Raw genomic sequence first — 26,435 nt, forward strand, 5'->3', positions numbered from 1 at the left:
ACCCGACTTGGGGAGACCGGCACCGACGCGCCGCCCGCGCCCCCCCGGCCCGCGCCCGGCGCCGGCGAGACCGGCACGGAGGCCCGGCCCGGCACCGCCCGGCCGACGGAGGCGGAACCCACCGAGGCCGAACCGGCGCGCGGCGGCACGGCCGCCGACGCCGAACCCGCGCGCGGCGGAACAGCCGCCGAACCGCCGACCGAGGCCCGCCCGCCGGCGGCGGCCCGGGGCGCGACCGGAGCCCGGGCTGCCGGTGCCGTACCCTCCTGTGCAGCCGACCAGCCGCCCCCGGAGGCGTCACCGCCGGGGTCGCCGTGCTGGCCCGGAATCTGGGCCCGCCCGCGCGGGGAACTGGAATCGCCGTACGAGTTCATTCCTCACACCCTGCCGTCGCGGTGGGACGCGGCTGCGCCGCCACCGGTTTGCCGTGAGATGGGACACCCGTCGAGGGCGGCACGCTCGTGCCGGTCGACCAATGCCACTTGCGAATCAATCGGGCCAATCAGACCAACGATCCGTCGGTCTCCCCGGGCGTGCGCGCGCTGGCCGGGGTCGACCGATCGAGCGAAGATCACCGTTGCGCCTCTCGCCTCCGTCGACCACCCGCACCGTTGCCCGAGGCGGTCGCGCCGCCCATCGCGTCCTGCTCCGGGCCGCCCTCGGGGCTCCCGGCCAGCCCGTCCCGGCCGAGCAGGTACTGCTCGACGAGATGGTTCCAGTCACAGCCGAGGCACACCTCCACCACGAAGACCTGGAACTCACGCACCGTCATCGCCAGCACCGGCAACTCGGCCAGGGTCCGGGCCTGCCCGGCGGACTGCCTGAGTTCGTCGCCGTAAATGTAGTGGACGTGGGTCAGGTTCTCGCTCCGGCAGATCGGGCACCGCTCGTCGGTCGGCTCGCCGTGGAAGCGGGCCGCGTTCTTCAGGTAGGGCGAGGCGTCGCAGACGTCGTACGTGCCGACCCGACCGGCGAGGAGTTCACGCAGCACCGCCCGCTTGCGGAGCGAGTAGTCGACCACCTGGCGCTGCGTACGCATGCGGAGAAGGGTACGCGGTCTCGTCGGGCGAGGCGACCACGGTGACGATGCGTGATCGCGACACCCCGGAGCGGGGGTTTGCCCTGATCACGGTGATCCGCTAGCGTGCGATGTATCGGTCCGATACATCGCGGCGGTTACCGCTCCGCGTAGAGGGTACAGAGAGGATGGCCCGTGCTCGAGCTCGCCATTCTCGGCCTCCTGCAGGAGTCTCCGATGCACGGCTATGAGCTGCGCAAGGAGCTGACCGCCAAGCTCGGTGCGATCAGGGCGGCGATCAGCTACGGCTCGCTCTACCCGACCCTGCGCCGGTTGCAGGCGGCCGGGTGGATCACCGAGGCCGCCGACGCACCTGCCACCGCCGAGGAGGTGCCCGCGTTGACCAGCCGACGAGGTCGGGTGGTCTACGAAATCACCGCGGAGGGCAAGGAACGCTTCGCCCAACTGATCGCGCAGACCGGGCCGGAGACGTACGACGACACGGGTTTCGGCGTGCACTTCGCGTTCTTCGCCCGGACCGACCAGGCGACCCGACTCCGCATCCTGGAGGGTCGCCGGCGGAAGATCGAGGAACGCCGCGAAGGGCTTCGTGACGTGCTCGGCCGGGCGGCCGAACGCCTCGACGCCTACACGCTGGAACTGCAGCGCCACGGCCTGGACGCCTGTGAGCGCGAGGTCCGCTGGCTGGAGGAGCTCATCGCCAACGAGCGCTCCGGCCGTGCCCCGACGGTCCCGTCAACCGGGACGGCCGGCGGCCGACGAGAAGACAACAGCCCGCCTCCGCCTGGAGAGTCCAGGAAAGAGCGGCCGTGATGAAGAAGAAGGAGGCAGACGCTATGGGCTCCGTCCGCGTCGCCATCGTCGGTGTGGGTAACTGCGCCTCGTCCCTCGTACAGGGCGTGGAGTACTACCGCAACGCCGACCCGAACGACCGCGTCCCGGGTCTCATGCACGTCACCTTCGGCGACTACCACGTCTCTGACGTGCAGTTCGTCGCGGCGTTCGACGTGGACGCCAAGAAGGTGGGCATGGACCTCGCCGAGGCGATCGTCGCCAGCGAGAACAACACCATCAAGCTCTGCGACGTGCCGCCGACCGGCGTCACCGTGCAGCGCGGTCCGACCTTCGACGGTCTGGGCCAGTACTACCGCGAGATCGTCGAGGAGTCCGACGCCAAGCCGGTCGACGTCGCCCAGGCGCTGCGCGACGCGCAGGTCGACGTCGTGGTCTCGTACCTGCCGGTCGGTTCCGAGCAGGCCGACAAGTTCTACGCCCAGGCCGCGATCGACGCCGGCTGCGCGTTCGTCAACGCGCTTCCGGTCTTCATCGCCTCCGACCCGGAGTGGGCCAAGAAGTTCGAGGACGCGGGCCTGCCGATCGTCGGTGACGACATCAAGAGCCAGGTCGGCGCCACCATCGTGCACCGCGCGCTGGCGAAGCTGTTCGAGGACCGGGGCGTCGAGCTGCTGCGCACGTACCAGCTCAACTTCGGCGGCAACATGGACTTCATGAACATGCTGGAGCGCAACCGCCTGGTCTCGAAGAAGATCTCGAAGACCCAGTCGGTCACCTCGCAGATCCCGCACGAGATGAGCAAGAGCGACGTGCACATCGGCCCGTCGGACCACGTGCCGTGGCTGGACGACCGCAAGTGGGCGTACATCCGCCTGGAGGGTCGCTCCTTCGGCGACACCCCGCTCAACGCCGAGCTCAAGCTCGAGGTGTGGGACTCGCCGAACTCGGCCGGTGTCATCATCGACGCCGTCCGCGCCGCGAAGATCGCCCTGGACCGGAAGATCGGCGGCCCGATCCTGTCGGCGTCGTCGTACTTCATGAAGTCCCCGCCGGTGCAGTACGCCGACCACGAGGCGCACGCCGCCGTCGAGGCGTTCATCGCCGGCGACGTCGAGCGCTGACGCACCGACAGCAGCACCGCCGAGGGCCGGGTCCGCAGGGACCCGGCCCTCGCCGCGTCCGGCCCTCCCACAGCCGTACGCAAAGACCACCGGCGTCACACGGGGTCGAACGGTCGGGGACCTACCGTTAGGCTGGCCGGCGTGACATCCCCCGTTCGCCGCCGCTCGCGCGGTGCGGCACGACGGATCATCGGGGCAGTCGCCGGCACGGTCCTCCTTCCGGTCCTCGTCGCCTGCGCGGCGCCCGGCACGGATCCGTCCGCCGCACCGGCAGGCGGCGTGGCATCGGCAGGCGGCGTGGCATCGGGCCGCCCGGCCACCTCCCCCGCGCTGGTCGAGGCCGACTGCGTCCGGGTGGGAACGCCGGCGGCGCACCCCGGGGACGTCGCCCGCTCCGGTGACGGTGCCCCGACCGCCACGTCCCGTCCACCCGGCACCCGGCATCCGCTGACCGACGAGCAGCTCCGCGCGGAGGAGTTCCGCCGTCAGCAGGCGGCCAACGACGGCTTCCGGCAGCGGGGCACGCTCGGCGAGGCGGCGGCCAGCGGTGCCCGCGCCTGCGCGGCGGAGGTCAGCAGGAGCCTCAACCTGCTGACCGTTGACGGCCGGGACGAGCCCGGGCAGGAGGCCGTCCGGCGGGCGATCGTGGCGACGGGGCTGACCGGGGTCACCGTGCGGCCACCGGGCCGGCTCGACCTCGGCCCCGCCGACGGGCTGATCTTCGCGGGTTGGACCGGCCGGGCGTGCGTCTTCGGCAGCGTCCGGGCCGGCGACGTGACGGTGGAGATCGGCGCCCGCATCGCCGACGGTGGCTGCCTGCCCGCCCCGGGCTGACCGGCCGCAGTGCCGAGGCGCCACCCTGGGCCGATCCGGCGCAGTGCCGAGGGCCACCCCGGGACGACCCGGCCGCAGTGCCGAGGGCCACCCCGGGCCGACCTTGTCGGAGCACGGAGGGCCCACGACGCGACCGCGTGCGCACACACAGCGGTCCGCCTCGCGTCGCGTCAGGACCAGGCGCGCCGCAGGGCGACCCCGGCCTCCAACTCCAGCAGCTTCACCTTGCGCTCCAGGCCGCCGCCGAAGCCGACCAGCTTGCCGCCGGCGCCGACGATCCGGTGGCACGGCACGAGCACCGGGATCGGGTTGCGGTTGCAGGCAACCCCGACCGCGCGGGCGGCGCCCGGGTCGCCCAGCCGGCGGGCCACCTCGCCGTAGGTGAGCGTCTCCCCGTACGGGATACGGGTCATCTCCCGCCAGACGCCCCGTTCGAAGTCGGACCCGCCCGGCGCCGCCAGCGGCACCGCGAACCCGGTCAGCTCACCCGCGAAGTACGCCCGCAGTTCCGTCAGCGCCTGTCGGGCCGCCTCGTCGCCCGGCTCCTCGGCGGCTCCGTCGACCCGGCCGAAGTGGGCCCGGCACACGTGGGCGCCGTCGGTGGCGACGGAGAACTCGCCGATCGGGGAGTCGAGCACGGTCCAGCGCATCCCGCCATTGTCCCCCCGCCCCCGCCACGGTCTCCGCCGCAGCTGCCGCCCCGGGGCCGAGGTTGCAAGACACCGATACCGTGCAGGCCGTGGCCACGGGGACGCTGATCTTCCTCATCATCGGCGGCGCGGGCGTCGCGGTCCTGGCGCTCGCCCTGCTCGGCGGCGAGCTGCTCCACTTCGGCAATCCGGACTTCGACGGTCCGGTGTCGGTGGAGGCGGTCGCCGGGTTCACCGGCGCGCTCGGCTTCGGCGCCGCGATCGTCAACGAGCTGCTCGGCGGGCGTACCCCCGGCATGATCGCGGTGGCCCTGGCCGGCGGCGTCGCCGCGGCCCTGCCCACCGCCTGGGCCGCTGCCCGGCTGAGCCGGGCGGCCCGCGACATGCGCACCGACGCCACCCCCACCCGCCACCACCTGGTCGGCGCGCTCGGCCTGGTGGTCACCCCCGTGCCCGCCGACGGCTACGGCGAGGTCCGGGTCCGGGTGGCCGGCCAGCCGGTCAAGCTCAACGCCCGCGCCGACCGGCCGATCCCGGTCGGCGCCCAGATCTTCGTGGTCGAGGCGCTCAGCGAGACCAGCGTGCACGTCGAGACCTACTGAACCCCCACCAGACAAAGAAACAGGACGGTCACATGCCCCTTCTCATCGCCATCGGCGGCGCGGTCCTCCTCGTCCTCGTGCTCGTGCTCTTCGTGCTCTCCCGGATCAAGGTCGCCGGGCCGAACGAGGCCTTCATCGTCACCGGCCGCAAGGGCCGCACCACGCAGACCGCCGACGGCGGTCGGTCCACCGACAACTCCGGGCAGAAGGTCGTGCTCGGCGCGTCCGTCTTCGTCCTGCCCGTGGTGCAGAAGCTCCAGTCACTCGACCTGTCCAGCCGGCGGATCGACGTCGGCATCAAGGGCGCGGTCAGCAAGCAGGGCATCCGCGCCGACCTGCACGGCGTCGCGATCGTCAAGGTCGGCGGCACCGAGGACGCCATCCGCGCCGCCGCGCAGCGCTTCCTGCACCAGCAGGACGAGATCGAGGACTTCACCCGGGAGGTGCTGGCCGGCGCGCTGCGCTCGATCGTCGGCCGGCTCACCGTCGAGGAGGTCATCCGGGACCGGGCGGCGTTCGCCAGCGCGGTCGCCGAGGAGGCCGAGCACTCGATGACCAACCAGGGCCTGGTGCTGGACACCTTCCAGCTCCAGGACATCCTCGCCGAGGGCTCCTACCTGCAGGACCTGGGCCGGCCCGAGGCGGCCCGGGTGCTCAAGGACGCGGCCATCGCCGAGGCGCGGGCCCGACAGCAGGCCGAGCAGGAGCGGCTGCTCGCCGAGGAGGCGATCGCCGAGGCCAACCGGAACCTGTCGCTGAAGCAGGCCGCCATCCAGGCGGAGATCGACGCGGCCAAGGCGAAGTCCGCCGCCGCCGGGCCGCTGGCCCAGGCCGAGCGGGACCAGGCGATCCTCTCCGAGCAGCAGAAGGTCGCCGAGCGCAACGCCGAGCTCAAGCAGCGTCAGCTCGACACCGAGGTCCGCAAGCCGGCCGACGCCGCCCGCTACAAGGTGGAGCAGGAGGCCGAGGCGTCCCGCAACGCGGCCGTGCTGAACGCCGACGCGCAGCGCCAGGCCGTCATCGCCGCCGCCCAGGCCGCCGCCGAGCAGGCCCGGCTGACCGGTGAGGGCGAGCGGGCCCGCCGGGCCGCGCTCGCCGAGGCCAACGCGATCGAGGGTGCCAAGGAGGGCGAGGCCGAGCAGCGCCGCCGTTCCGCGATCGCCGAGGCGGTCGAGCGGGAGGGTGCGGCCGAGGCCGCAGCCATCCTGGCCAAGGGCCAGGCCGAGGCCGACGCGATGGCCCGCAAGGCCGAGGCCTTCGCGGCGTACGGCGAGGCCGCGGTGCTGGACCTGCTGGTCAAGGTGCTGCCGCAGGTCGTCGAGGCGGCCAGCGCCCCGATCGGCGCGATCGACAAGATGACCGTCATCTCCACCGACGGCGCCTCGTCCCTGACGAAGTCGGTGGCGGGCAACGTCGCCCAGGGGCTCCAGCTCGGCAGCGACCTGACCGGCATCGACCTGGCCGGCCTGCTGGGGAAGCTCGGCTCAGCGGCGACGACCACCGGCAACGGCAAGCCGTCGGTCGACGGCTCGGCCGTCGAGACCCGCTGACGCCACCCGCGCGGCGGTCAGGCCGCTGAGCGCGACAGGGCGCCGTCCCGGCAGGGGCGGCGCCCTTCTCGTCTCGGAACCGGGCCGCACCGCTGCTGTCGGTCCCGGTGGTCGCCCTGGCCGTCGGCCGGATCGGCCTCGTCGTCCGGCAGGTCCGTCGGACGCGTCCCGCGGGCACCCGGCGGGCTAGCTGACGATGCCCTCGTCGCGGGCCCAGCGCAGCAGCTCCGCCTCGGCCTCGTCGCGGTCCAGCGGGCCGCGCTCCAGGCGCAGCTCCTTGAGGTGCTTCCACGCCTGCCCGACCACGGGTCCCGGCGGTACGCCCAGCAGCTCCATGATGGCGTTGCCGTCCAGGTCGGGCCGGACCCGCGCCAGGTCCTCCTCGGCGGCGATCCGGGCGATCCGCTCCTCCAGCGCGTCGTAGTCGGCGGCGAGCTGGGCCGCCTTGCGCCGGTTGCGGGTGGTGCAGTCCGACCGGGTCAGCTTGTGCAGGCGCGACAGCAGGTCGCCCGCGTCCGCGACGTAGCGGCGCACCGCCGAGTCGGTCCACTCGCCCCGACCGTAGCCGTAGAAGCGCAGGTGCAGCGCCACCAGCGCGGTGACCTTGGAGGTGATCTCCTTCGGGTAGCGCATCGCCTTCATCCGGGCCTTGGTGAGCCGGGCGCCGACCACCTCGTGGTGGTGGAAGCTGACCCGGCCGTCCGAGCCCACCGCCTTCGTCGCCGGCTTGCCGACGTCGTGCATCAGCGCGGCCATCCGCAGGACGAAGTCCGGCCCCTCGGTCTCGTACGAGACGGCGTTGCTCACCACCGTCAGGGTGTGCTCGTAGACGTCCTTGTGCTGGGCGTGCTCGTCGATCTCCAGCTTGAGCCCGGTCAGCTCCGGCAGGAAGCGCTCGGCGAGGCCGGTGTCGACCAGCAGCCGCAGCCCCGTGATCGGGTCCGCCCCGCAGAGCAGCTTGGTGAACTCGTCGCGGATGCGCTCGGCCGTGATCCGGTCCAGGTCACCGGCCATCCGGCTCATCGCCGCGTACGCGTCGGGGTGCACCGCGAAGCGCAGCTGGGCGGCGAACCGGGCCGCGCGCAGCATCCGCAGCGGGTCGTCGCCGAACGACTCGGCCGGGGTGCCCGGGGTGCGGATCACCTTCGCGGCCAGGTCGTCCAGCCCGCCGTGCGGGTCGGTGAACCGGTGCTCGGGCAGGCTGACGGCCATCGCGTTGATGGTGAAGTCGCGCCGCCGCAGGTCCTCGGCGAGGTCGGTGCCGTACTCAACGACCGGATTGCGGCTGACCTGGTCGTAGGACTCCGCCCGGAAGGTGGTGATCTCCAGGCGCAGCCCGTCGCGCTGGCACCCGATCGTGCCGAACTCCCGGCCGGTCTCCCAGATCGACTCGGCCCAGCCGCGCACCACGCGCAGGGTCTCGTCGGGGTGCGCGTCGGTGCAGAAGTCGAGGTCGTCGCCGAGGCGGCCGAGCAGCGCGTCGCGTACCGAACCGCCCACCAGGTGCAGCTCGTGGCCGGCCCGCGCGAACCGGCGGCCCAACTCGTCGGCGACCGGGGAGACCCGGAGGAGTTCGGCGACGGCGTTGCGCTGTGCGGCGGTGAGTTCGCGGCGGTCGGCGGCGTGGGGAGCGGAGGCGTCGGACATGGGAGCGCCAGCCTATCGGTCCCGGCGGGGATGTGGTCCGCCGGGCGCGGGTAACGGGTGGCCGTTGACTATCGTCTGTGACGTGCCGGCCGTCCCCCGGCTCCGACGTACCTCTCTGCCTTGGAGGCGACAAGATGAGCGGCGGTCTCTACCGCAGCGCGAACGCCGCCCAGGGCGGCGCCGCGCCCGGCCGGCCGTCGGACGGCGCCACGTTCATCTCCGCCGAGCCGCTCAACCAGCCCGGCGTGGAGGCCACCGCGCCCCCGCAGGAGGTGGTCGCGGAGACCAGCGCGGCGGCGAACAGCGCGGTGATGGCAGCCGGCAGCCTGGTCAGCCGGGGTACCGGTTTCATCCGCAACCTGATGATCGGCGCGGCGCTCGGCAGCCTGGTCGGTGACGCGTTCACCACCGCCGTGTTCCTGCCCAACCAGGTGTACGAGTTCCTGCTCGGCGGCGTGCTCACCAGCGTGCTGATCCCGGTGCTGGTACGCCGCCGCAAGGCCGACCCGGACCGGGGCGAGGCGTACGCGCAGCGGCTGCTCACCCTGGCGGTGCTCGCGCTGGCCGCGGCGGTGCTGATCGCGCTGATCCTGGCTCCGGCGCTGACCACCATCTACGCCGGCGGCAAGGACGATAACTACACCGGCCTGGTCACGAAGTTGTCGTACCTGATGCTGCCGATGTTGTTCTTCACCGGCGTGAGCGCGCTGATCGCCGCGGTGCTGAACACCAGGGGGCACTTCGCGGCGCCGATGTGGGCGCCGATCCTGAACAACCTCGTGGTGATCGGCATCTTCGGCCTCTACATCGTGGTCTACGGCGCGAAGGCGATCCCGCCGGGCCAGATGGGGTGGGGCCAGATCCTGCTGGTCGGCGGGGGCACCCTGCTCGGCGTGGCGGTGCAGACCGCGGGCCTGCTCCCGGCGCTGCGCAAGGTGGGTTTCCGCTGGAAGTGGCGCTTCGACTTCCGCAAGCTGGGGTTGAGCGAGCTGGCCAAGCTCGGCGCCTGGATGTTCTGCTATGTCGCGGTCAACCAGCTCGGTCTCTTCGTGGTGGTCAACCTGCTCACCCGCGCGGCCGGCGAGAACAGCGCCGGCCTGCTGATCTACAACAACGTCTTCCTGCTCCTGATGATGGCGCACGGCATCATCGCCGTCTCGATCATCACCGCGCTGATGCCCCGGATGAGCGGCGCCGCCGCCGACGGCCGGTTCCACGACCTCACCGCGGACCTGTCGCGGGGCACCCGGATGGTCACCGCGGTGCTCGCCCCGATCGCGGTCTGCTACGCGGTGCTGGCCGCGCCGATCTCGGTGGTGGTCTTCCGGTACGGAGCCTTCACCGGCGAGAACGCGCTGGCCACCTCGACGGTGCTGCTGGTCGCCGCGGTGGGGCTGGTGCCGTTCGCGATCAGCCAGCTCTTCACCTTCGCCTTCTACGCGCTGCCGGACACCCGCACCCCGGCGCTGGTCAACATCCCGGTGGTGACGCTGCGGGTGCTGGTCCAGGTGGGCCTCTTCGTCGTCTTCTCGCCGACCTTCGCGGCGGCGGGCATGATGCTCGGCAACGCGATCTCGTACGTGGCCGCGGCGGTGATCTCCGCGATGCTGCTCCGGCCCCGGGTGGGGCGGATCGGCCTGGGCCTGATCACCCGGACGATGGGCAAGGTCCTGGTGGCCGCGCTCGGGGCGGCCCTGGTCGGGCTGCTGGTAGTGGCCCTGCTGCCTGGGGACGCGGAGGACCTGAGCTGGTTGGCGGCGGCGGTGCAGCTGGTGGTGGGTGGCGCGGTGATCGGCGGGACGTACCTCGGGCTGGCGATGGTCCTGCGGATCGGCGAGATCACCGAGGTCGTGGGCATGGTCCGCCGTCGGCTGGGCCGCTGACCGGACGACGCCGGGTGCCCCGCGCAGGGCGATGGACGGCCGCCCGCCGGTCGATCGGATGCCTCCAGGGCGGACTGCACTCTCTGTGAACGAGGATCACCAGCCTGGGGATGCGCCTGTGGATAACTCCGTGATTGACCGCTCAGCCACCGGATCGGCCTGTGGATAACCAGCCGTACGGCTGAGCATGGTGGGCCGGTCGGCGGGAACCCGGCGACGTCGGCGCGATCGCCGCACCGGCCGGCCCCCTCCCTGCGGGTGCTTGCGGTCAACCTCTAGATTGGCCAGTACATGTGCCAGCAACGTGGCTGACAACGGGCGCAACCGGACAAGCCGGTCGCCTGCCGGCAGCTCGGCCCGGGAGCGGCGCGAAGATGACATGTCGGGGAGACGGCCAACCCGGGTAAGGTCGCTCTCGACGGGTACGGCAGGCGCCGACGCTCCGCGTCGACACCGGTCGGCCGGTTCCTTCGAAGGCAGAGCGGGAAGCCACATGCCCAGCAGCGCGGGTCCATCGATCGACACGATCACCGAGGGAGGACGGGTGACCCAGGTCGGCGAAGGTCAGGAGGCGGAGGAGAGCGCTCCTCAGGTCATGACCTTCGGTGCTCCCACGGCCGGTGAGATCCTCGCCGAGCGTTACGAGCTGGTCGAGCACATCAACAACGACAGCGCGGGTCGGCTGGTCTGGCGCGGCGTCGACGTCATCCTGCGCCGTCCCGTCGCGGTCGTGCTGCGCTACCCGGGTGGCAACTCGGCCACTGAAATGCTCCAGGGCGCCGTCGCGGCCAGCCGCGTCATCCACCCCAACCTGGTCGGCGTCTACGACGCGATCGACGAGGCCGAGCGGGCGTACGTGGTGCGGGAGTGGGTGGACGGGCAGTCGCTGCGCGAGCTGGTCGCCGACGGCCCACTGGACCCGGCCCGCGCCACCACCATCGGCAACGCGGTCGCCAGCGCCCTCGCCGCGGTGCACACCACCGGCATGGTGCACGGCAACGTCCACCCCGGCACGGTCATGATCAGTGACGACGGCCGGGTGGTGCTGGCCGACGCGCGTACCGACGGCGCCGACAGTCAGCAGAGCGACGTCCGCGCGGTCGGCGGGGTCCTCTACTTCGCCCTCACCGGCTACTGGCCGCACGCCGAGGCCCCGCTGCGCGGCGCCACCGCCGGTCACGGCCGGGCAGCCATCCCCGACGCCGTCCGCGACGCGGGTGGCTCGATCGCCGCCCCCCGGCAGGTCCGGGCGGGTGTGCCGGCGTACCTCGACGATCTCACCATGGACCTGCTCGACGCCGAGATCGAGCCGCCCTCGTCGGACGTGCTCGCTGCCGAGCTTGCCCGGCTGGACGTCCCGGCCGACGAGCAGTTCCTCGACAACGGCGGCCCGCTGCGCTTCACGGCCGACACCGGCGAGGAGCCGTCGCCGCTGGCCGCCGCCGGCGGACGCAAGGTCGCCATCGGGATCGCCGGCCTGCTGGCGGTCGCCCTGGTCGGCCTGCTGATCGGCATCACCACCCTCAGCGGCGGCGACGACGAGCCGCAGACCAACCCGGTCGCCGCGCCCTCGTCCAGCGCGCCCGGCGGCGACGCCACCCCGGCCGCCGTCACGGCCGGCCCGCTGAAGATCAGCGCCGCGCGGATCATCGACCCGGAGGGCGACCGGACCGAGGTCCGCAACGCCGACAAGGTTTTCGACGGGAACGAGGACGAGGGCTGGGAGACCCAGACCTACCGGGGGCGCGCCAACTTCGGCAACCTCAAGAAGGGCATGGGGGTCTGGATCGACCTCGGCGGCGAGCACACCGTCAAGTCCGTGCAGGTCCTGCTGTCCGCGCGGGGCGCCTCCGCCCAGCTCTACGCCGGCACCACCGACCCGCCGTCGTCCTCCTCAGGTGACGCCCAGCTCTTCGGGGACTACAGGAAGGCCCCGATCGGCCAGCCGTTCGAGGAGCACGAGGGCACCAAGATGACCTTCAACGGCTTCAACGCCGACCAGAAATACCGCTACCTGCTGTTCTGGATCACCGAGCTGCCGTCGAGCGACGGCGGCTACAAGCTCGGCGTCCAGGAGATCACGGTCCAGGGATCGTGAGGCGGCCACCGCGCTCCGGGCACCGCATCCGCCGGACGTGGTGATGGGCGTACGCGGGGAACGAACGACCGGTGGACCGGCGGGTCCGCCGGTCGCGTCGTCGGCGCCGCCGGCCGGGCCGGCGGACCTCGACCTCCTGCACGCCCACGTGAACGGTGACCGGCATGCCTTCGCGGAGCTCTTCCACCGGCACCGGGACCGGCTCTGGGCGGTGGCCCTGCGCACCCTCGGCGACCGCGAGGAGGCCGCCGACGCCCTCCAGGACGCCCTGCTCTCCGCCCACCGGGCAGCCGGCCGGTTCCGGGGCGACTCCGCGGTCACCACCTGGCTGCACCGGATCGTCGTGAACGCGTGCCTGGACCGGATCCGCCGCCGCCAGGCCCACCCCACGGTGCCGCTGCCCGACGGGGTCCGGGACACCGATTCCGGCACCGGCGGGGTCGAGCCCGCAGCACCCGTCCAGGACCACGACACCGCGCTCGTGGTCCGTCAGGCGCTCGCCGAGCTACCGCCCGAGCAGCGCGCGGCGCTGATCCTGGTCGACGTGCAGGGCTATCCCGTCGCGGAGGTGGCCCGGATCCTCGGCGTGGCCGAGGGAACGGTCAAGAGCCGGTGCGCCCGGGGTCGGGCCCGCCTGGCGACGCAGCTCGGCCACCTGCGCCCCCGGTCCGCCGCGCAGCGGGCCGGGGAGCAGTCCACCCCGCAGCGGGCCGAGCCGGCCCCGACGGCGGATCCGAACGTGCCGGCCGTCACCCGAGGGAACCCACGGTCGCCCGAGGGCGTCCGATCGGGGTCGGGACGGTCCCGGCGCGATGTCCACCAGGAGGACGCGTGACGACCGGGGGGTTCAGGGAGGTCGACCACGACCTGCTCGCCGATTACCTCGGCGGGGCGCTGGACGGCACCCCTGACGAGGATCTCGTCGCCCGACTGGTCGACGAGGACCCGGACTGGGCGCAGGCGTACGCCCTGCTGGCCCCGGCCGTGGCTGGCGTACGCGCGGACCTGGCCGCCTGGGGCTCCGCCGCTCCCGAGATGCCGGCCGACGTCGCCGACCGGATCGTCGCCGCGCTGACCCACGCCGCCGCGACCGACGCCGACGCCGCTGCCTCCGGGCCGGGCCTCGCCGCGCCGGGCGGCCGGGCGGCGGAACACGACGGGGAGCCCGCCGCGGCACCGCCGGGCAAGGCACAGCAGCCCGTCAGGACGGGTGCCGGCGCGGTGCCGACGCAGCCGCTCGGCGGGTCCGGCCGACGTCCGGCCGGCGTACCCCGCTCGGAGCCGGGCGGGGGCACCGGGCCGGGCCGGCGGCGGCGTCGCTGGACCCGGCTGGCCGGGCCGGTCGCGCTGGCCGCCGCGTCGATCGCGGCGGTCGGCCTCGGCGTCAGCCAGCTCACCGGGGACCTGCAGACGGGCGGAGCCGCGGACACGGCGCTGCCCGGATCCGCACCCCGTGAGGACGCCGACCGCGCCGCCACGCCGTTCCGGATCTCCGGCGAGCCGTCGATGCGCAGCGGGACGGACTACACGCCGGAGTCCCTGGCCGCCGTCGGGGCGACGCCGAAGTCACGGCCGTTCACCGACGGCCCGACCGGGGAGCAGCCCGGCGTCCAGGCGGAGCGTGGGCGGCTGCCCGGCTCCGCCGTCGGGCTCGAGCGGCTCACCGATCCCGCCGCGTTGGGCGCCTGCATCGGCGAGGTCGAGGCCGAGCACGGCCGGGGCCCGCTGGTCGTCGAGGTGGTCGACTACGCCCGGTTCCAGGGCAGCCCCGCGCTGATCGTGCGTTTCACCGACGCCACGAAAGCCCACTGGGCCTGGGCGACCGGGCCGGAATGCGGTGTGCCCGGGTCCGGCTCGGACAGCCGCTACCGCACGCGGGTAGGGTGAATTCGCGGTCACCGGACGTTTGAACCTTCCACGTGACCTGACCCACCGGATGACCGGCTCGGGAATCCCCGGTTCGTACGATGACGTTCTGCACATCGAAGTGCCGGCACCGAGGGGCGTCGGCATCGGATCGGCATCGGTGCGCGCCGATGACGAACAACACAATCGGGAGACGGCAGTGGACGAGGTCCGCAACCTGATCATCATCGGCTCCGGGCCGGCCGGTTACACGGCGGCCGTCTACGCGGCGCGCGCCAACCTCACACCGCTCATCATCGAGGGCGTGCAGTCCGGCGGTGCGCTGATGACGACCACCGAGGTGGAGAACTTCCCCGGTTTCGCCGACGGCATCCTCGGTCCCGAACTGATGGACAACATGCGCAAGCAGGCCGAGCGGTTCGGCGCGGAGTTCCTCACCGACGACGTGACGCGGGTCGAGCTGAAGGACACCGGCAGTCTGGGTTCCGACGCCGTCAGCACCGTCTGGGTGGGCCAGACCGCGTACCGGGCCAGGGCGGTCATCCTCGCCACCGGCTCCGCGTGGCGTCCGCTGGGCGTACCCGGCGAGCAGGAGTACCTGGGCCACGGCGTCTCGTCCTGCGCGACCTGCGACGGCTTCTTCTTCCGCAACCAGCACATCGTGGTCGTCGGCGGAGGCGACTCGGCGATGGAGGAGGCCAGCTTCCTCACCCGGTTCGCCGACTCGGTCACCATCCTCCACCGCCGGGACTCCTTCCGGGCCAGCAAGATCATGGCCGAGCGGGCACTGAGCAACGACAAGATCAAGGTCGAGTGGAACACCGTGGTCGAGGAGATCCTCGGCGACGACGGCAAGGTCAGCGGGGTGCGGGTGCGCAACACGCACACCGGCGAGTCCAAGGTCCTCGACGTCACCGGCGTCTTCGTGGCCATCGGCCACGACCCGCGCAGCGAGCTCTTCCGGGGGCAGGTGGAGATGGACGACGAAGGCTACGTGAAGGTCGAGGCGCCCAGCACCCGCACCAGCGTGCCCGGCGTCTTCGCCGCCGGCGACCTGGTCGACCACACCTACCGGCAGGCGATCACCGCCGCCGGCACGGGCTGTGCGGCCGCGCTGGACGCCGAGCGCTTCATCGCCACGCTGCAGGGCTGAACAACCGAACAATCCCGGAGGAGGGTCATAGTGGGAGCAACGAAGTCGGTCACCGACGCGAGCTTCGCCGCCGACGTACTGAAGTCCGACAAGCCGGTCCTGGTGGATTTCTGGGCCGAGTGGTGCGGCCCGTGCCGCAAGGTGTCGCCACTGCTGGAGGAGATCGCCGGCGAGATGGGCGACCAGGTCACCATCGTCAAGCTCAACATCGACGAGAACCCGGAGACCGCGCGCGCCTACCGGGTGATGTCGGTCCCGACCCTCACCGTCTTCAAGAACGGCGAGCCGGTGCAGTCGATCGCCGGCGCCAAGCCGAAGGGCGAGCTCGTCAAGCTCATCGAATCGGCGCTCTGAGCAGCACCGGCACGCGTCGGCCCCGGACCCGCTCGGCGGGCACGGGGCCGACGCGTTTTTCCCGACGTGCCGCACCCGACGCCCCCGGACCGCATAACCTCAACCCGGGGCCGCCCGGCCAGCAACCGTCCGTGCAGAGGGGGTCGTGCGTGCGTCCGATCCGACCCGGTGACCGTGGACCCGCCGTGACCGAGATCCGTACGGTGCTGGCCGGCCTGGACCTCCTCGCCCCGGCGGCACCGGACGCCGACGACTTCGACACGCACACCGAACGGGCCGTGCGGGCCTTCCAGCAGTCCCGGGGGCTCAGCGTGGACGGCCGGGTCGGTGCGGAGACCTGGCGGGCCCTGGACGCCGCACGTTGGCGGCTCGGCGCCCGCACGCTCTACCACGCCGTCCCCGAGCCGCTCACCGGCGAGGACGTCCGCTCGCTGCAGGAACGGCTGCTGGAGATGGGGTACGACGTCGGGCGCGCGGACGCCATCTACGGCGTACGGACCTCCCGGGCGGTCGCCCAGTTCCAACGCGAGGTCGGGTTGACGCCCGACGGTTCGTGCGGCCCGCACACCATGAACGCGCTACGCCGGCTCGGCCGCAAGGTCGTCGGCGGGCGGCCGCAGTGGCTGCGCGAGTCCGACGCCATCCGGCAGTCCGGCCCGACGCTGGTGGGTCGGACCGTCGTCATCGACCCCGGGCACGGGGGCACCGACCCGGGCGTGGTGGTGCCGGACGGTTCGCTGCGGTGGAGCGAGGCGGATCTCGTGCACGACCTGGCCAGCCGGTTGGAGGGCAGGCTCGCCGCCTCCGGCGTCCGGGTGCAGCTCACCCGCGGGCCGACCCCGGACGACTGCCTGCCGGACGTCGGCCGGGCGGAGCTGGCCAACTCGCTCGGCGCCGACGTGTTCATCTCGCTGCACGTCGACGGGCACGCCAATCCGGAGGCCGAGGGGGTGGCGACCTACCACTACGGCACCGACAACGGGGTGACCTCGGCGACCGGGGAGCGGCTGGCCGGGCTCGTGCAGCGGGAGATCGTCGCCCGCACCGGGCTGCGCGACTGCCGTACGCACGCCAAGGCGTGGGACCTGCTCCGGCTGACCCGGATGCCGGCCGTACGCGTCGAGGTCGGCTACCTCACCTCCCCCGACGACCGGGCACGACTGACGGACCCCCGGTTCCGGGACAGGGTGGTGGACGCCATCGTCGCCGCCGTGCAGCGGATGTACTTCCCCGTCGAGCGGGACGTCCCCACCGGCTCGATCGACGTCAGCGAACTGCGGGCGGTGGTGGCCGCCGGCACGGTGGTGGACTGAACGCCGGTCGCGTCGCCTCCCGCTCGCGACGCACCGACCGCAGCCGCCGGTGTGCCCGGAGCGGGTCAGCCGACGGTCGAGCGGGTGGCCGGGGCCGGACGCACCGGGCGGAGCAGCGTCTCGGGGCTCATCGAGCCCAGCAGCTTCTCCAGCGCGTACTCGACGTCGGACTTCCAGCTCAGCGCGGTACGCAACTCCAGGCGCAGCCGGGGGAAGCGCGGGTGCGGCCGGACCGTCTTGAAGCCCACGGAGAGGAAGAAGTCGGCCGGGGCGACGCAGGTGCCGGCGGGGTCGGCCGCGTCGCCGAACTTGGCGTCGCCGAAGGCCTCGATCGCCTTGATGCCGCGCTTGGTGAGGTCACGGGCGACACCCTGGACCAGCATCCGGCCCAGACCGCCGCCGGCGAAGGCGGGCACCACGTTGGCCGTCATCAGCAGCGCGGCGTCGGCGGAGACCGGGGAGGTGGGGAAGGCCATCGAGCGCGGCACGTAGGCCGGCGGGGCGTACAGGACGAATCCGGCCGGCATGCCGTCGACGTAGACGAGCTTGCCGCAGGAACCCCACTCCAGCAGCGTCTGCGAGACCCATGCCTCCTTCTCCAGCCCCGGGTCGCCCGCCGCGCAGGCCCGGTCCGCGGAGACCGGGTCAAGCTCCCAGTAGACGCACTGCCGGCACGGACGGGGCAGGTCCTCCAGGGTGTCCAGGGTCAAGCTGACCAGACGTCGCGACATTGGTGCATCCCCACAATAGGCTCGGAGGTGAGACCGGCACGGAACGACAACGCCGCCTTCCTGCCCCCGACGAGCGATCGTACGCCGGAAACGGACGCCGCGGGAGGGGACCCGCGAAGGCCACTCCCGTCGAGGGACCGGTCGGGGTCCGCGATGTGGGCGCCGGTCGCCGTCACGGTGGCGTCCTGACCGGCGGCGACTAGGATCGACACCGGCGTCCCGCGTCGCCATGGTCGCCGGTGTCCCGGGTACGCCGGGGCGGGAGCCACCCGAGCAGCCATCGAGGTGATGTCATGACCGGCACGACGCTCGACGACTACACCGACCGGTACGCCCGCCGTGTGCGGGGCATGACCGCCTCGGAGATCCGCGCGCTCTTCGCGGTGGCCAGCCGGCCGGAGGTGGTCTCGCTCGCCGGCGGCGCTCCCTACATCGCCGCGCTGCCGCTCGACGCGGTCGGCGAGATGCTCGGCCGGCTCGGCGCCGAGCACGGCGCCACCACCCTGCAGTACGGCATCGGCCAGGGCACCCTGGAGCTGCGCGAGCGGATCTGCGAGGTGATGGCGCTCTCCGGCATCGACGCCGCCTGCGGCGCCTCCCCGGACGACGTGGTGGTCACCGTGGGTGGGCAGCAGGCCCTCGACCTGGTGGCCCGGCTCTTCCTCGACCCGGGCGACGTGGTCCTCGCCGAGGGCCCGACCTACGTGGGCGCGCTCGGGGTGTTCCAGGCAGCCCAGGCGCAGGTCGCGCACGTGCCGATGGACGACGAGGGACTGATCCCGGAGGCGCTGGAGGCGGCCATCGCCGAGCAGGCGCGCGCGGGCCGCCGGGTCAAGTTCCTCTACACCATCCCCACCTACCAGAACCCGACCGGCGTGACGCTGACCGAACAGCGGCGGGAGCGGGTGCTCGACATCTGCGAGCGCGCCGGCCTGCTCGTGGTCGAGGACGACCCGTACGGTCAGCTCGGCTTCGAGAGCGAGGCGCCGGCGCCGCTGCGTGCGCGGCGCCGCGACGGCGTCTTCTACCTGAGCACCTTCTCCAAGACCTTCGCCCCCGGCCTGCGGGTCGGTTGGATCCTGGCGCCGCACGCCGTGCGCGACAAGCTGGTCATCGCCAGCGAGGCGCAGATCCTCTGCCCGAGTGGCTACGCGCAGGCCGCCGTCTCCACCTACCTCGCCACCATGCCCTGGCGGGAGCAGCTCAAGGTCTACCGCGAGGTCTACCGGGAACGGCGCGACGCGATGCTCGCCGCGCTGGACGACCTGATGCCCGCCGGCACGACCTGGACGACGCCGGGCGGCGGCCTCTTCGTCTGGACGACCCTGCCCGACGGCCTCGACTCCAAGGCGATGATGCCCCGGGCCATCGCCGCCCGGGTGGCGTACGTGCCGGGCACCGGCTTCTACGCCGACGGCACCGGCACCGGCAACATGCGGCTCAACTTCTCGTTCCCGTCCCCGGAGCGCATCCGCGAGGGTGTGCGCCGGCTGGCCGGCGTGATGGAGCAGGACATCGCCATGCGGCGCGTGTTCGGCGCGGTCGGCCGCCCCGGGGCACGACGCGGGCAGGCCGGCTCGGACACGCCGGGACCCGACTTGGCATGATTCCGGCATGGTTCCCACCGCTGCCGACCGTTCCGTCGTGACCGACTCCGCCGTCACCGCCGACCTGCGGGTGCTGGTGCTCGCCGGCGGGCTCTCCTACGAACGCGACGTCTCGCTGCGGTCCGGGCGCCGGGTTCTCGACGCGCTGCGCGCGGTCGGCATGGACGCCGAGCTGCGGGACGCCGACGTGGCGCTGCTGCCGGCCCTGAGCGCCGATCCGCCGGACGCCGTCGTGATCGCCCTGCACGGTGCCACCGGCGAGGACGGGTCGCTGCGCGGGGTGCTGGACCTCTGCGGCATCCCGTACGTGGGGTGCGACGCCCGTGCCTCGCGGCTCGCCTGGGACAAGCCCTCGGCGAAGGCGGTGCTCCGCGAGGCGGGCATCCCGACCCCGGACTGGGTCGCCCTTCCGCACGACCGGTTCTCCGAACTGGGTGCCGTGGCGGTGCTGGACCGGATCGTCGAGCGGCTGGGGCTGCCGCTCATGGTGAAGCCCGCCCAGGGCGGTTCGGGACTGGGCGCCGCCGTGGTCCGGGACACCGCATCCCTGCCTGCCGCGATGGTCGGCTGCTTCGCGTACGACTCGACGGCGCTGGTCGAGCGGTACGTGCCCGGGATGGACGTGGCGGTCTCCGTGGTCGACCTGGGCGACGGGCCGCGCGCCCTGCCCGCGGTGGAGATCGTGCCCCGCAACGGCGTGTACGACTACGCCGCCCGCTACACGGCAGGCCGGACGACCTGGCACACGCCCGCCCGGCTGGAGCCGGAGGTGGCCGGTGCGGTGGCCGATGTCGCGCTGGCCGCGCACGCCGCGCTGGGCCTGCGGGACCTGAGCCGCGTAGACCTGATCGTGGACTCCGCCGGGCAGCCACACGTGCTGGAGGTCAACGTATCGCCGGGGATGACGGAGACCTCGCTGCTGCCGCTCGCCGTCCAGGCCGCCGGTCTGGACTTCGGCAGGATGGTCGGCACCCTGGTCGCCCGCGCCACGACCCGGACGCCCTGACCACCACCCCGCGACGCGAAGGCCCTAGACGCCCGGCCCCGGCCGTCCGGTCTCCCTGGCGGGCGCCTCGCCCTCCGGCTCCCCGGCCGGCGGGGTTTCCTCGGCGGACTCGATCACGGATACCGCCTCGGCCTCCGTCGGCTCGGCCTCGGGCGGGGACTGCCCGGTGAAGCTGGACGGCGCCTGCCACTGGATGCGCGGCGGCTCGGCCAGCGGGCGGCCTCCGAACTCCGCCAGCCAGGCCGCGACCATGGCGAGGTTCTCTCGCCACTGAGCCTCCGAGATCGGCGGCAGGATGGAGTCCCACAGGGAGAGGAAGGTCCCGCGCAACTGGAGTTGCCCGTAGGGCCGCGCGAGGAACCACATGTGCAGGTGCGCCGAGCCGTCGCCCCAACGGTTGACGTGCACCCGGGCGACCCCGTCGAGGGAGCGGATGGCGCGTTCCAGCCGTACGGTCATCACTCCCAGCTCGGCGGCGAGCAGGTTGGGCAGGTCGCCGAGGTCCAGATGTGAGCGGGATTCCAGGATCAGGACCATCGGTAGCCCGGTCGGCCGATCCATGGCGCGCACCCGCCAGCGCTCGCCCACCCAGATGTACGCGTCGTCGGGCGCGTTGCAAGCGGTGCATTCCCGGTGTCCCTCGCCCTTACGCGGCGGCTCGTCCGGGACCGGATCGTCGAGTTTCTTGACACGGAGGTCGCCCTCGAAGGGAAAGGACGGCCACTGGGTGAAGTCCGGAACGGAGGGAGGGGTGTCGTGCACGACGCTGACACTAACCGGTTCCGGCAGCGCTGTCCCTACCCCGAACGATCGACGGAGTGACGGCCACACCCGCCAGGCCGCAGGGACGGGAGGCCACCCTGTCCACAGCTGTCCACAGGCATCCACAGGCTGCTGAGACGTCAAATACGTGCCGTCATCCACAGGCTGGCACCCCGTTCCACGCGGGGTTTCACGTGAAACAGGGTGTGCCTGTGGATAACCCCTGTGGATAACTTCCGGCGCGATCCCGACACCCGCAGCCGGGTCGCCCGCACGTGTTTCACGTGAAACCGCAGCACCTCGTACGACGCCCGACAGCTCCGCGCGCGTCCGTGTTCCTTCCGTCGCTCGCCAGCGGCCGATGGTCTGATCCGCGGGGGCGGACCGTCAGGTCGACCCCGCCGACGCCGTCGACCAGACCAGGTCACTCATCGCGGTGCCTGCGGGTCATCGGCGGCGGCGTCCGGCTGCCGACGTACCAGCCGGCGACCCGACCCTGGGCAGCCGGCACCGGGGATCGCGGGGGCGGTCGACCGGTCGGCAGAGGAGGAAGACAGGCGCGCCTGCGTGCTTCTCCGCCACGAAGGCGAGCACGGCGTCCCGGCAGCATGAGCCGAAACCTCGGCCCCGAAAGCCGTCGGGCAGGGCGCTTAGTGTGCCGGCCGATTGGAACTCGCGCCGGTCCGCAAGCCCGAACCGAGGCGGGAAACCGCCACACCCGGGACTGCCGTCGGCTCCAGTGCCTCGACTCCGTCGCCCCCCGATCGTCGCCACGACGGTCACCGGGAAACTCAGGACCGCCAGAGCTACAGGACGCCGGATACCTGATCACCCAGGAGACCGCCGTGCACGACCCCGGCCTGTCGGAAACGTCAGGACGCGGTGGGTCGGGACACGGAGGGATCAGGACGCGGAGGGATCAGGACACGGAGCCCTGGACGCGGAGCCCTGGACGCGGTGGGTCAGGACGCGGAATTCCTGGGCGGGAAGGCGGCACCCTCTGCTTCCGGCATCTCTGCCCCGGCACCTCGGCGTCCCAGGAACCGCGTCCCGACACGTCGGAGCCCTGACCCGTCCCGTCGCCGGGGCGCCGGGTCAGCACAGTCCGGCTGCCCGCCCCTTCCGGGCCGGGCAGCGGATGCTGGGGCAGCGAGTGGTGGGACCAGGGTGATGACCGCTGCCCGGCAGGTCGGGGCCGCAGGAACCGGCGACCGGGTTCCCCGGCATCCGTGTCAACGGAGGTCGCGGGCCGGAGGGGGCGGCGAGTAGGCCGCAGCGGACGAGCGCCCCCTCTGAGGCGCTGTGCGTCCTCTGGGACCGCGCGGCGCCTCCGCCGGTACCAGCGTGCGCCGCGAAGGGCGCCAGGGCGCGCTGAGGCCGTTGCCGAGGGCCGGTACGTCCCGCGCGACGGCCGCGACCATGGAGCATCGCGTTTTCCGGACTGACTGCGTGGCGAGCGGTCCTGGCCGGCTCCTCGACCTGAAGTTGCTCCCGCCGGACTAGACGCCTGACACATCGGAGCTAGATCACGTTTACGCCGAGGCAGGTTTCACGTGAAACGGGTCGAGCGGCGCAGGAAGGCCTCCTGACCCGTCCCGTCGCCGTCGGGGCGTCGGGGCGTCGAGGCGTCGAGGCGTCGAGGCGTCGGATCAGCATGCCCGGCCACCCGCGGCGGCGGCAGCGAGCGGCACTCGCGCCGCCACCGGATGCGAGAGATTGCTCCGGCCATGCCGCCGCCGCACGCACGCCTGCGCCGAAGGCCTTATTCAGACCGGGCACGGGAGGCCCGACCAGACGGGAGAAGAATGCCCGCTGAAGGTTTCACGTGAAACGCCGGCCCCCGAAGCCGTCGCCGAGGACGTCCCGCCAGGACTACCTGACCGACGACGAGGCCCGCCGGCACCGCCTCCGCTCCTGACCTTCCGGATCGTCGAGGGAACCGGAAGCCTCACCGGACACGAAGCGGCCGCGTGACCCGGGGGTCGCGCGGCCGCCGATGCTGTCGTTCACCTGGCGCGTCACCCGGGCGTGGGCGAGGCGCTCTCGGGCTCAGGCGTCCGGATCCTCTTCCTGGCCGACGCCGATGAGGCCGACGATCCGCTCCAGGTCGTCCACCGTCGCGAACTCAATCGTGATCTTGCCCTTGCTCCGGCCGATGTCCACCTTCACGCGGGTGTCGAACCGGTCGGAGAGCCGGTCGGCCAGATCCGTGAGGGCGGGGGCGTGCGGCTTCGGGCGGCGCTTGGCCGCTTCCTTCTTGCTCGTACCGTCGCTCAGGGCCAGCGCGACGATTTCCTCGGTCGCGCGAACCGACAGACCCTCGGCGACGATCCGGAGTGCGAGTTGCTCCTGCGCCTGGGGCTCGTCGAGACTCAGCAGCGCCCGGGCGTGCCCGGCGGAGAGAACGCCGGCGGCGACCCGCTTCTGCACCGGCGCGGGCAGGTTGAGGAGCCGGATGGTGTTCGAGATCTGCGGCCGGCTCCGCCCGATCCGCCGGGCGAGCTCCTCGTGGGTGGCGCCGAACTCGTCGAGCAGTTGCTGGTAGGCGGCCGCCTCCTCCAGCGGGTTCAGGTTCGCCCGATGGATGTTCTCCAACAGCGCGTCGCGGAGCATCGCGTCGTCGCGGGTGTCCCGGACGATCGCCGGAATGCTCTCCCGCCCGACGGCCTGCGCGGCCCGCCAGCGCCGCTCGCCCATGACCAGCTCGTACTTCTCCTCGTCGAGCTGCCGCACGACGATCGGCTGGAGGAAGCCGACCTCCTGGATCGAGGTCTTCAGCTCTTCCAGCGCGTCCTCGTCGAAGACCTGGCGGGGCTGCTTCGGGTTGGGCACGATCGCGTCGACCGGGATCTCGGCGAAGCGGGCACCCGGCACGGGGCTGAGTACGGGCTCCGGGTCAGACTGTGCCGCAACGGGCGGATGCGCGGCGGCGGCCACTGCCTCCGTCGGCGCCTCGACGGTCACACCGGTCGGCTCCTCAGCCGCCAGCGGCGGCTCGGTGATCGTGGTCGGCTCGACCACGGCGGTCGGCGCCGGCCCGGTCGGGATGAGGGCTCCCAGGCCCCGTCCCAGACCGCCCCGAGGACGGTTCTTCATGCCACGCCTCCCAGCGACTGCTCCGCACTACGCATTCCGGCCCACCGGCTCCTTGACGCCACGCTCGGCGATCTCCTGGGCGGCTTCGAAATAGCTCGTCGCCCCCCGCGATCCCGGATCGTAGGTCATCACGGACTGGCCGTAGCTGGGCGCCTCCGAGACTCGGACGTTGCGGGGGATGACCGCCTGGAGCACCTTGTCGCCGAAGTGGTTCCGCACGTCCTGCTCGACGGCGTCAGCCAGTCGGGTACGCCGGTCGTACATGGTCAGCAGGATGGTGGACACGTCGAGCTTGGGATTGAGGTGCTGCCGGACCAGGTTGATGTTGTTGATCAGCTGGTTCAGCCCTTCCAGCGCGTAGTACTCGCACTGGATCGGGATGAGCACCTCCTGCGCGGCGACGAGCGCGTTGACCGTCAGCAGGCCGAGCGAGGGCGGGCAGTCGATGAAGACGTAGTCGAAGTGGCCGGGGTACGCGTCGATCGCCCGGGACAGCCGGGACTCACGGGCGACGACCGACACCAGCTCGATCTCCGCGCCGGCGAGGTCGATCGTCGCGGGTACGCACCAGAGGTTGGGGATGCCCTCGACGCCCTGGGCGACCTCCTCCAGCGGCACGCTGTTGATGAGGCAGTCGTAGACGTCCGGCACCCCGGTGTGGTGCGGGACGTTCAGGCCCGTGGAGGCGTTGCCCTGCGGGTCCAGGTCGACCACCAGCACCCGGTTGCCGTGCAGGGCGAGCGCCACCGCAAGGTTCACCGTGGTCGTGGTCTTTCCCACGCCGCCCTTCTGGTTCGCGACGCACATCACCCGGGTCCGTTCCGGCCGAGGCATCGTCACCTCGCCACTCGGATTAAGGATCTGCACGGCGCGCATCGCCTCCATAGCCAACGGTGGGTCATCCTCTTCGCGCGTCGGGGTTTCACGTGAAACGTACGCCGCCTCGGTGGCGGTGGCCCCGTGGGAGCCTGCCTGGTGGGCGGACGTGTCGGTCACGGGAACGGTTTCGGGGGTCGCGTCCGGCACGAATTCCGGGGTGGGCTGCTGTGGCACGGCGGGCTCGAACCGGGCCGAAGCCGAGGCGTTGCGCCGGATGGGCACCACCCGACCGCCAGTCGAGTTGCCGGCGCGCGGCACCTCGGGCACGTCGGGCGCGGCGCGCGTCGCCGGAGGCTCCGGCACGCTGCCGCCGGGCCGGGCGGCAGCGTGCCGCTCCGACCGCCGGATCGACGGGGAACGGGACGGCCCGTCGGGCGACCGCCTCGGATAGTCGGTTTCACGTGAAACGGGGTCGCCCGCTGACCCGGTCACGCGTGGATCGTCGTGCCTTCCGTCGTCATGCACCTGTCATCCCTGCCCGCTTCGGATGGTCGGTCCGCACCCCGTCAACTGGCCGCACGCGATCGCACCGCGGAGCGTACGGCCCGGCGGGAGCGGCGGGACCGGTGAACGTCCGTTGCCGCCCGCTCCACACTATCGACGCGCAGCCAGCCTACGGCTCACGGGCGCAGCCGGTCCACGTCGGGTTCTCATCCTTCCCGTCCACCCGTACCGGTTCAACGACCCAACCGCCGCCCGGGAAGCCGGCTCCCGGACACCGGTGCGGTGTCCGGGAGGGACTCAACGCCGTCGGGAGCCAGCGCCACGCGACCTCTTCGGGGCCTTCGGGCGGGCCGACCCGACCACGCGTTCGCGCACTATCTCCACCACCGTCGTCGGCGGGTCGATCAGGCCCTCGCCACATCGGTGCACCTCGGGCTCGCCCCCACCGAGCCGCGCCACGGTCTGCGCGTGCTCGGCGACCTCCTGGGCGGCGGACGCGCCCTTGAGGGCGATCACCCGACCACCGCGTACGACCAGCGGCAGGCACCACGTCGAGAGCCGGTCCAGCGGCGCTACGGCGCGGGCGGTGACCACGTCCCCGCTCAACGGGCCCACGCCCGTCGATCCGCTCGCAGCCTCGTCGGCCCGCCCCCGGAACACCCGGACCATCTTGGCCAACCCGAGGTGCTGCACCGCCTCGATGAGGAAGGAGGTGCGCCGGGAGAGCGGCTCGATCAGGGTCACCGTGAGGTCGGGCCGCGCGATGGCCAACACCAGGCCGGGTAGTCCGGCTCCGGAGCCGACGTCGAGCACGGTCGCGCCCTGCGGGATCCGCTCGGCCACCGCCGCGCAGTTGAGCAGGTGGCGGTCCCAGATGCGGGGTGCCTCGCGCGGGCCGATCAGGCCGCGGACCACGCCGTCGGTGGCGAGCAGTTCGGCGTACGCGGCGGCCAGGTCGAGCCGGTCGCCGAAGAGGGTGCGCGCGGCGCCGGCCAACTCCGGCGG

Annotated in this window: 21 protein-coding genes and 2 pseudogenes; 14 read left to right on the forward strand and 9 right to left on the reverse strand. The window is 72.7% G+C overall.

The annotated features are described in order from the left end of the window. Both V6U77_RS02020 and V6U77_RS02025 read right to left on the reverse strand, forming a co-directional pair. Positions 1–374: pseudogene (locus V6U77_RS02020) on the reverse strand (transglycosylase domain-containing protein); the annotation flags it as partial. Positions 375–571: 197 nt separating this feature from the next. Then, complete coding sequence (locus tag V6U77_RS02025) at positions 572–1,039, reverse strand: DUF5318 domain-containing protein (protein WP_334604360.1); 468 nt, start codon at positions 1,037–1,039, stop codon at positions 572–574. Between the two features lie 174 nt (positions 1,040–1,213). Here V6U77_RS02025 and V6U77_RS02030 point away from each other — a divergent pair, with 174 nt between their 5' ends. From V6U77_RS02030 to V6U77_RS02040, 3 genes are all read left to right on the forward strand, one after another. Further along, on the forward strand, positions 1,214–1,852 hold the full coding sequence (locus tag V6U77_RS02030) for a PadR family transcriptional regulator (protein WP_334604361.1): 639 nt from the start codon (positions 1,214–1,216) through the stop codon (positions 1,850–1,852). A gap of 23 nt (positions 1,853–1,875) precedes the next feature. Beyond that, positions 1,876–2,955 carry an inositol-3-phosphate synthase gene (locus tag V6U77_RS02035; RefSeq protein WP_334604362.1) on the forward strand — a complete coding sequence of 360 codons (1,080 nt, stop codon included), beginning with the start codon at positions 1,876–1,878 and terminating at the stop codon, positions 2,953–2,955. A 297-nt stretch (positions 2,956–3,252) separates the two neighbouring features. Next, the gene (locus V6U77_RS02040) at positions 3,253–3,789 is read left to right on the forward strand and encodes a hypothetical protein (RefSeq protein WP_334604363.1); all 537 of its coding nucleotides are present in this window, start codon (positions 3,253–3,255) and stop codon (positions 3,787–3,789) included. Positions 3,790–3,959: 170 nt separating this feature from the next. Here the strand turns inward: V6U77_RS02040 and V6U77_RS02045 are convergent, their stop codons facing one another. Beyond that, positions 3,960–4,439 (reverse strand): methylated-DNA--[protein]-cysteine S-methyltransferase, encoded by a 480-nt coding sequence (locus tag V6U77_RS02045; protein ID WP_334604364.1) that lies wholly within the window; start codon positions 4,437–4,439, stop codon positions 3,960–3,962. 80 nt (positions 4,440–4,519) lie between these two features. Here V6U77_RS02045 and V6U77_RS02050 point away from each other — a divergent pair, with 80 nt between their 5' ends. Both V6U77_RS02050 and V6U77_RS02055 read left to right on the forward strand, forming a co-directional pair. Beyond that, complete coding sequence (locus tag V6U77_RS02050; RefSeq protein WP_334604366.1) at positions 4,520–5,041, forward strand: hypothetical protein; 522 nt, start codon at positions 4,520–4,522, stop codon at positions 5,039–5,041. 32 nt (positions 5,042–5,073) lie between these two features. Further along, positions 5,074–6,591 carry a flotillin family protein gene (locus tag V6U77_RS02055; RefSeq protein ID WP_334604368.1) on the forward strand — a complete coding sequence of 506 codons (1,518 nt, stop codon included), beginning with the start codon at positions 5,074–5,076 and terminating at the stop codon, positions 6,589–6,591. Between the two features lie 186 nt (positions 6,592–6,777). On the opposite strand, the gene V6U77_RS02060 is transcribed toward V6U77_RS02055, so the two are convergent. Further along, positions 6,778–8,238, reverse strand: coding sequence for a CCA tRNA nucleotidyltransferase (locus tag V6U77_RS02060; protein WP_334604369.1), 1,461 nt, complete (start codon positions 8,236–8,238; stop codon positions 6,778–6,780). A 134-nt stretch (positions 8,239–8,372) separates the two neighbouring features. On the opposite strand from V6U77_RS02060, the gene murJ reads away from it, so the two are divergent. The 7 genes from murJ (at position 8,373) to V6U77_RS02095 (ending at position 16,905) form a co-directional block, all read left to right on the forward strand. After that, positions 8,373–10,121 (forward strand): murein biosynthesis integral membrane protein MurJ, encoded by a 1,749-nt coding sequence (gene murJ / locus V6U77_RS02065; protein ID WP_334604370.1) that lies wholly within the window; start codon positions 8,373–8,375, stop codon positions 10,119–10,121. Between the two features lie 493 nt (positions 10,122–10,614). After that, positions 10,615–12,219 carry a protein kinase family protein gene (locus tag V6U77_RS02070; protein WP_334604371.1) on the forward strand — a complete coding sequence of 535 codons (1,605 nt, stop codon included), beginning with the start codon at positions 10,615–10,617 and terminating at the stop codon, positions 12,217–12,219. Between the two features lie 43 nt (positions 12,220–12,262). Further along, the gene (gene sigM, locus V6U77_RS02075) at positions 12,263–13,054 is read left to right on the forward strand and encodes an RNA polymerase sigma factor SigM (protein ID WP_334604373.1); all 792 of its coding nucleotides are present in this window, start codon (positions 12,263–12,265) and stop codon (positions 13,052–13,054) included. Then, entirely contained in the window at positions 13,051–14,106 is a 1,056-nt protein-coding gene (locus tag V6U77_RS02080) for a hypothetical protein (RefSeq protein WP_334604374.1), read from the forward strand. The genes sigM and V6U77_RS02080 overlap by 4 nt, the downstream gene beginning before the upstream one ends. A 178-nt stretch (positions 14,107–14,284) precedes the next feature. Continuing rightward, positions 14,285–15,238, forward strand: coding sequence for a thioredoxin-disulfide reductase (gene trxB / locus V6U77_RS02085; protein ID WP_334604375.1), 954 nt, complete (start codon positions 14,285–14,287; stop codon positions 15,236–15,238). Between the two features lie 30 nt (positions 15,239–15,268). After that, positions 15,269–15,592, forward strand: coding sequence for a thioredoxin (gene trxA, locus V6U77_RS02090; protein WP_250793747.1), 324 nt, complete (start codon positions 15,269–15,271; stop codon positions 15,590–15,592). A 149-nt stretch (positions 15,593–15,741) separates the two neighbouring features. Beyond that, positions 15,742–16,905 (forward strand): N-acetylmuramoyl-L-alanine amidase, encoded by a 1,164-nt coding sequence (locus V6U77_RS02095; protein ID WP_334604377.1) that lies wholly within the window; start codon positions 15,742–15,744, stop codon positions 16,903–16,905. Between the two features lie 65 nt (positions 16,906–16,970). Here V6U77_RS02095 and V6U77_RS02100 read toward each other — a convergent pair whose 3' ends face one another. Beyond that, positions 16,971–17,636 (reverse strand): GNAT family N-acetyltransferase, encoded by a 666-nt coding sequence (locus V6U77_RS02100; protein ID WP_334604379.1) that lies wholly within the window; start codon positions 17,634–17,636, stop codon positions 16,971–16,973. Positions 17,637–17,929: 293 nt separating this feature from the next. On the opposite strand from V6U77_RS02100, the gene V6U77_RS02105 reads away from it, so the two are divergent. Continuing rightward, on the forward strand, positions 17,930–19,243 hold the full coding sequence (locus tag V6U77_RS02105) for an aminotransferase-like domain-containing protein (protein ID WP_334604380.1): 1,314 nt from the start codon (positions 17,930–17,932) through the stop codon (positions 19,241–19,243). A gap of 7 nt (positions 19,244–19,250) precedes the next feature. Further along, a complete protein-coding gene (locus V6U77_RS02110; protein WP_334604381.1) occupies positions 19,251–20,249 on the forward strand; it encodes a D-alanine--D-alanine ligase family protein in 999 nt (332 codons plus the stop codon). A 99-nt stretch (positions 20,250–20,348) separates the two neighbouring features. Here V6U77_RS02110 and V6U77_RS02115 read toward each other — a convergent pair. From V6U77_RS02115 to rsmG, 4 genes and pseudogenes are all read right to left on the reverse strand, one after another. After that, positions 20,349–21,011: pseudogene (locus V6U77_RS02115) on the reverse strand (hypothetical protein); the annotation flags it as partial. 2,049 nt (positions 21,012–23,060) lie between these two features. Continuing rightward, positions 23,061–24,107, reverse strand: a complete 1,047-nt coding sequence (locus V6U77_RS02120) for a ParB/RepB/Spo0J family partition protein (protein WP_334604383.1) — start codon at positions 24,105–24,107, stop codon at positions 23,061–23,063. 27 nt (positions 24,108–24,134) lie between these two features. Beyond that, the gene (locus V6U77_RS02125; RefSeq protein ID WP_442934362.1) at positions 24,135–25,211 is read right to left on the reverse strand and encodes a ParA family protein; all 1,077 of its coding nucleotides are present in this window, start codon (positions 25,209–25,211) and stop codon (positions 24,135–24,137) included. Between the two features lie 516 nt (positions 25,212–25,727). After that, the gene (gene rsmG, locus V6U77_RS02130; protein WP_334604727.1) at positions 25,728–26,426 is read right to left on the reverse strand and encodes a 16S rRNA (guanine(527)-N(7))-methyltransferase RsmG; all 699 of its coding nucleotides are present in this window, start codon (positions 26,424–26,426) and stop codon (positions 25,728–25,730) included. Positions 26,427–26,435: the final 9 nt, after the last annotated feature.

Source organism: Micromonospora sp. CPCC 205546 (assembly GCF_036902715.1).
GTDB lineage: Bacteria > Actinomycetota > Actinomycetes > Mycobacteriales > Micromonosporaceae > Micromonospora.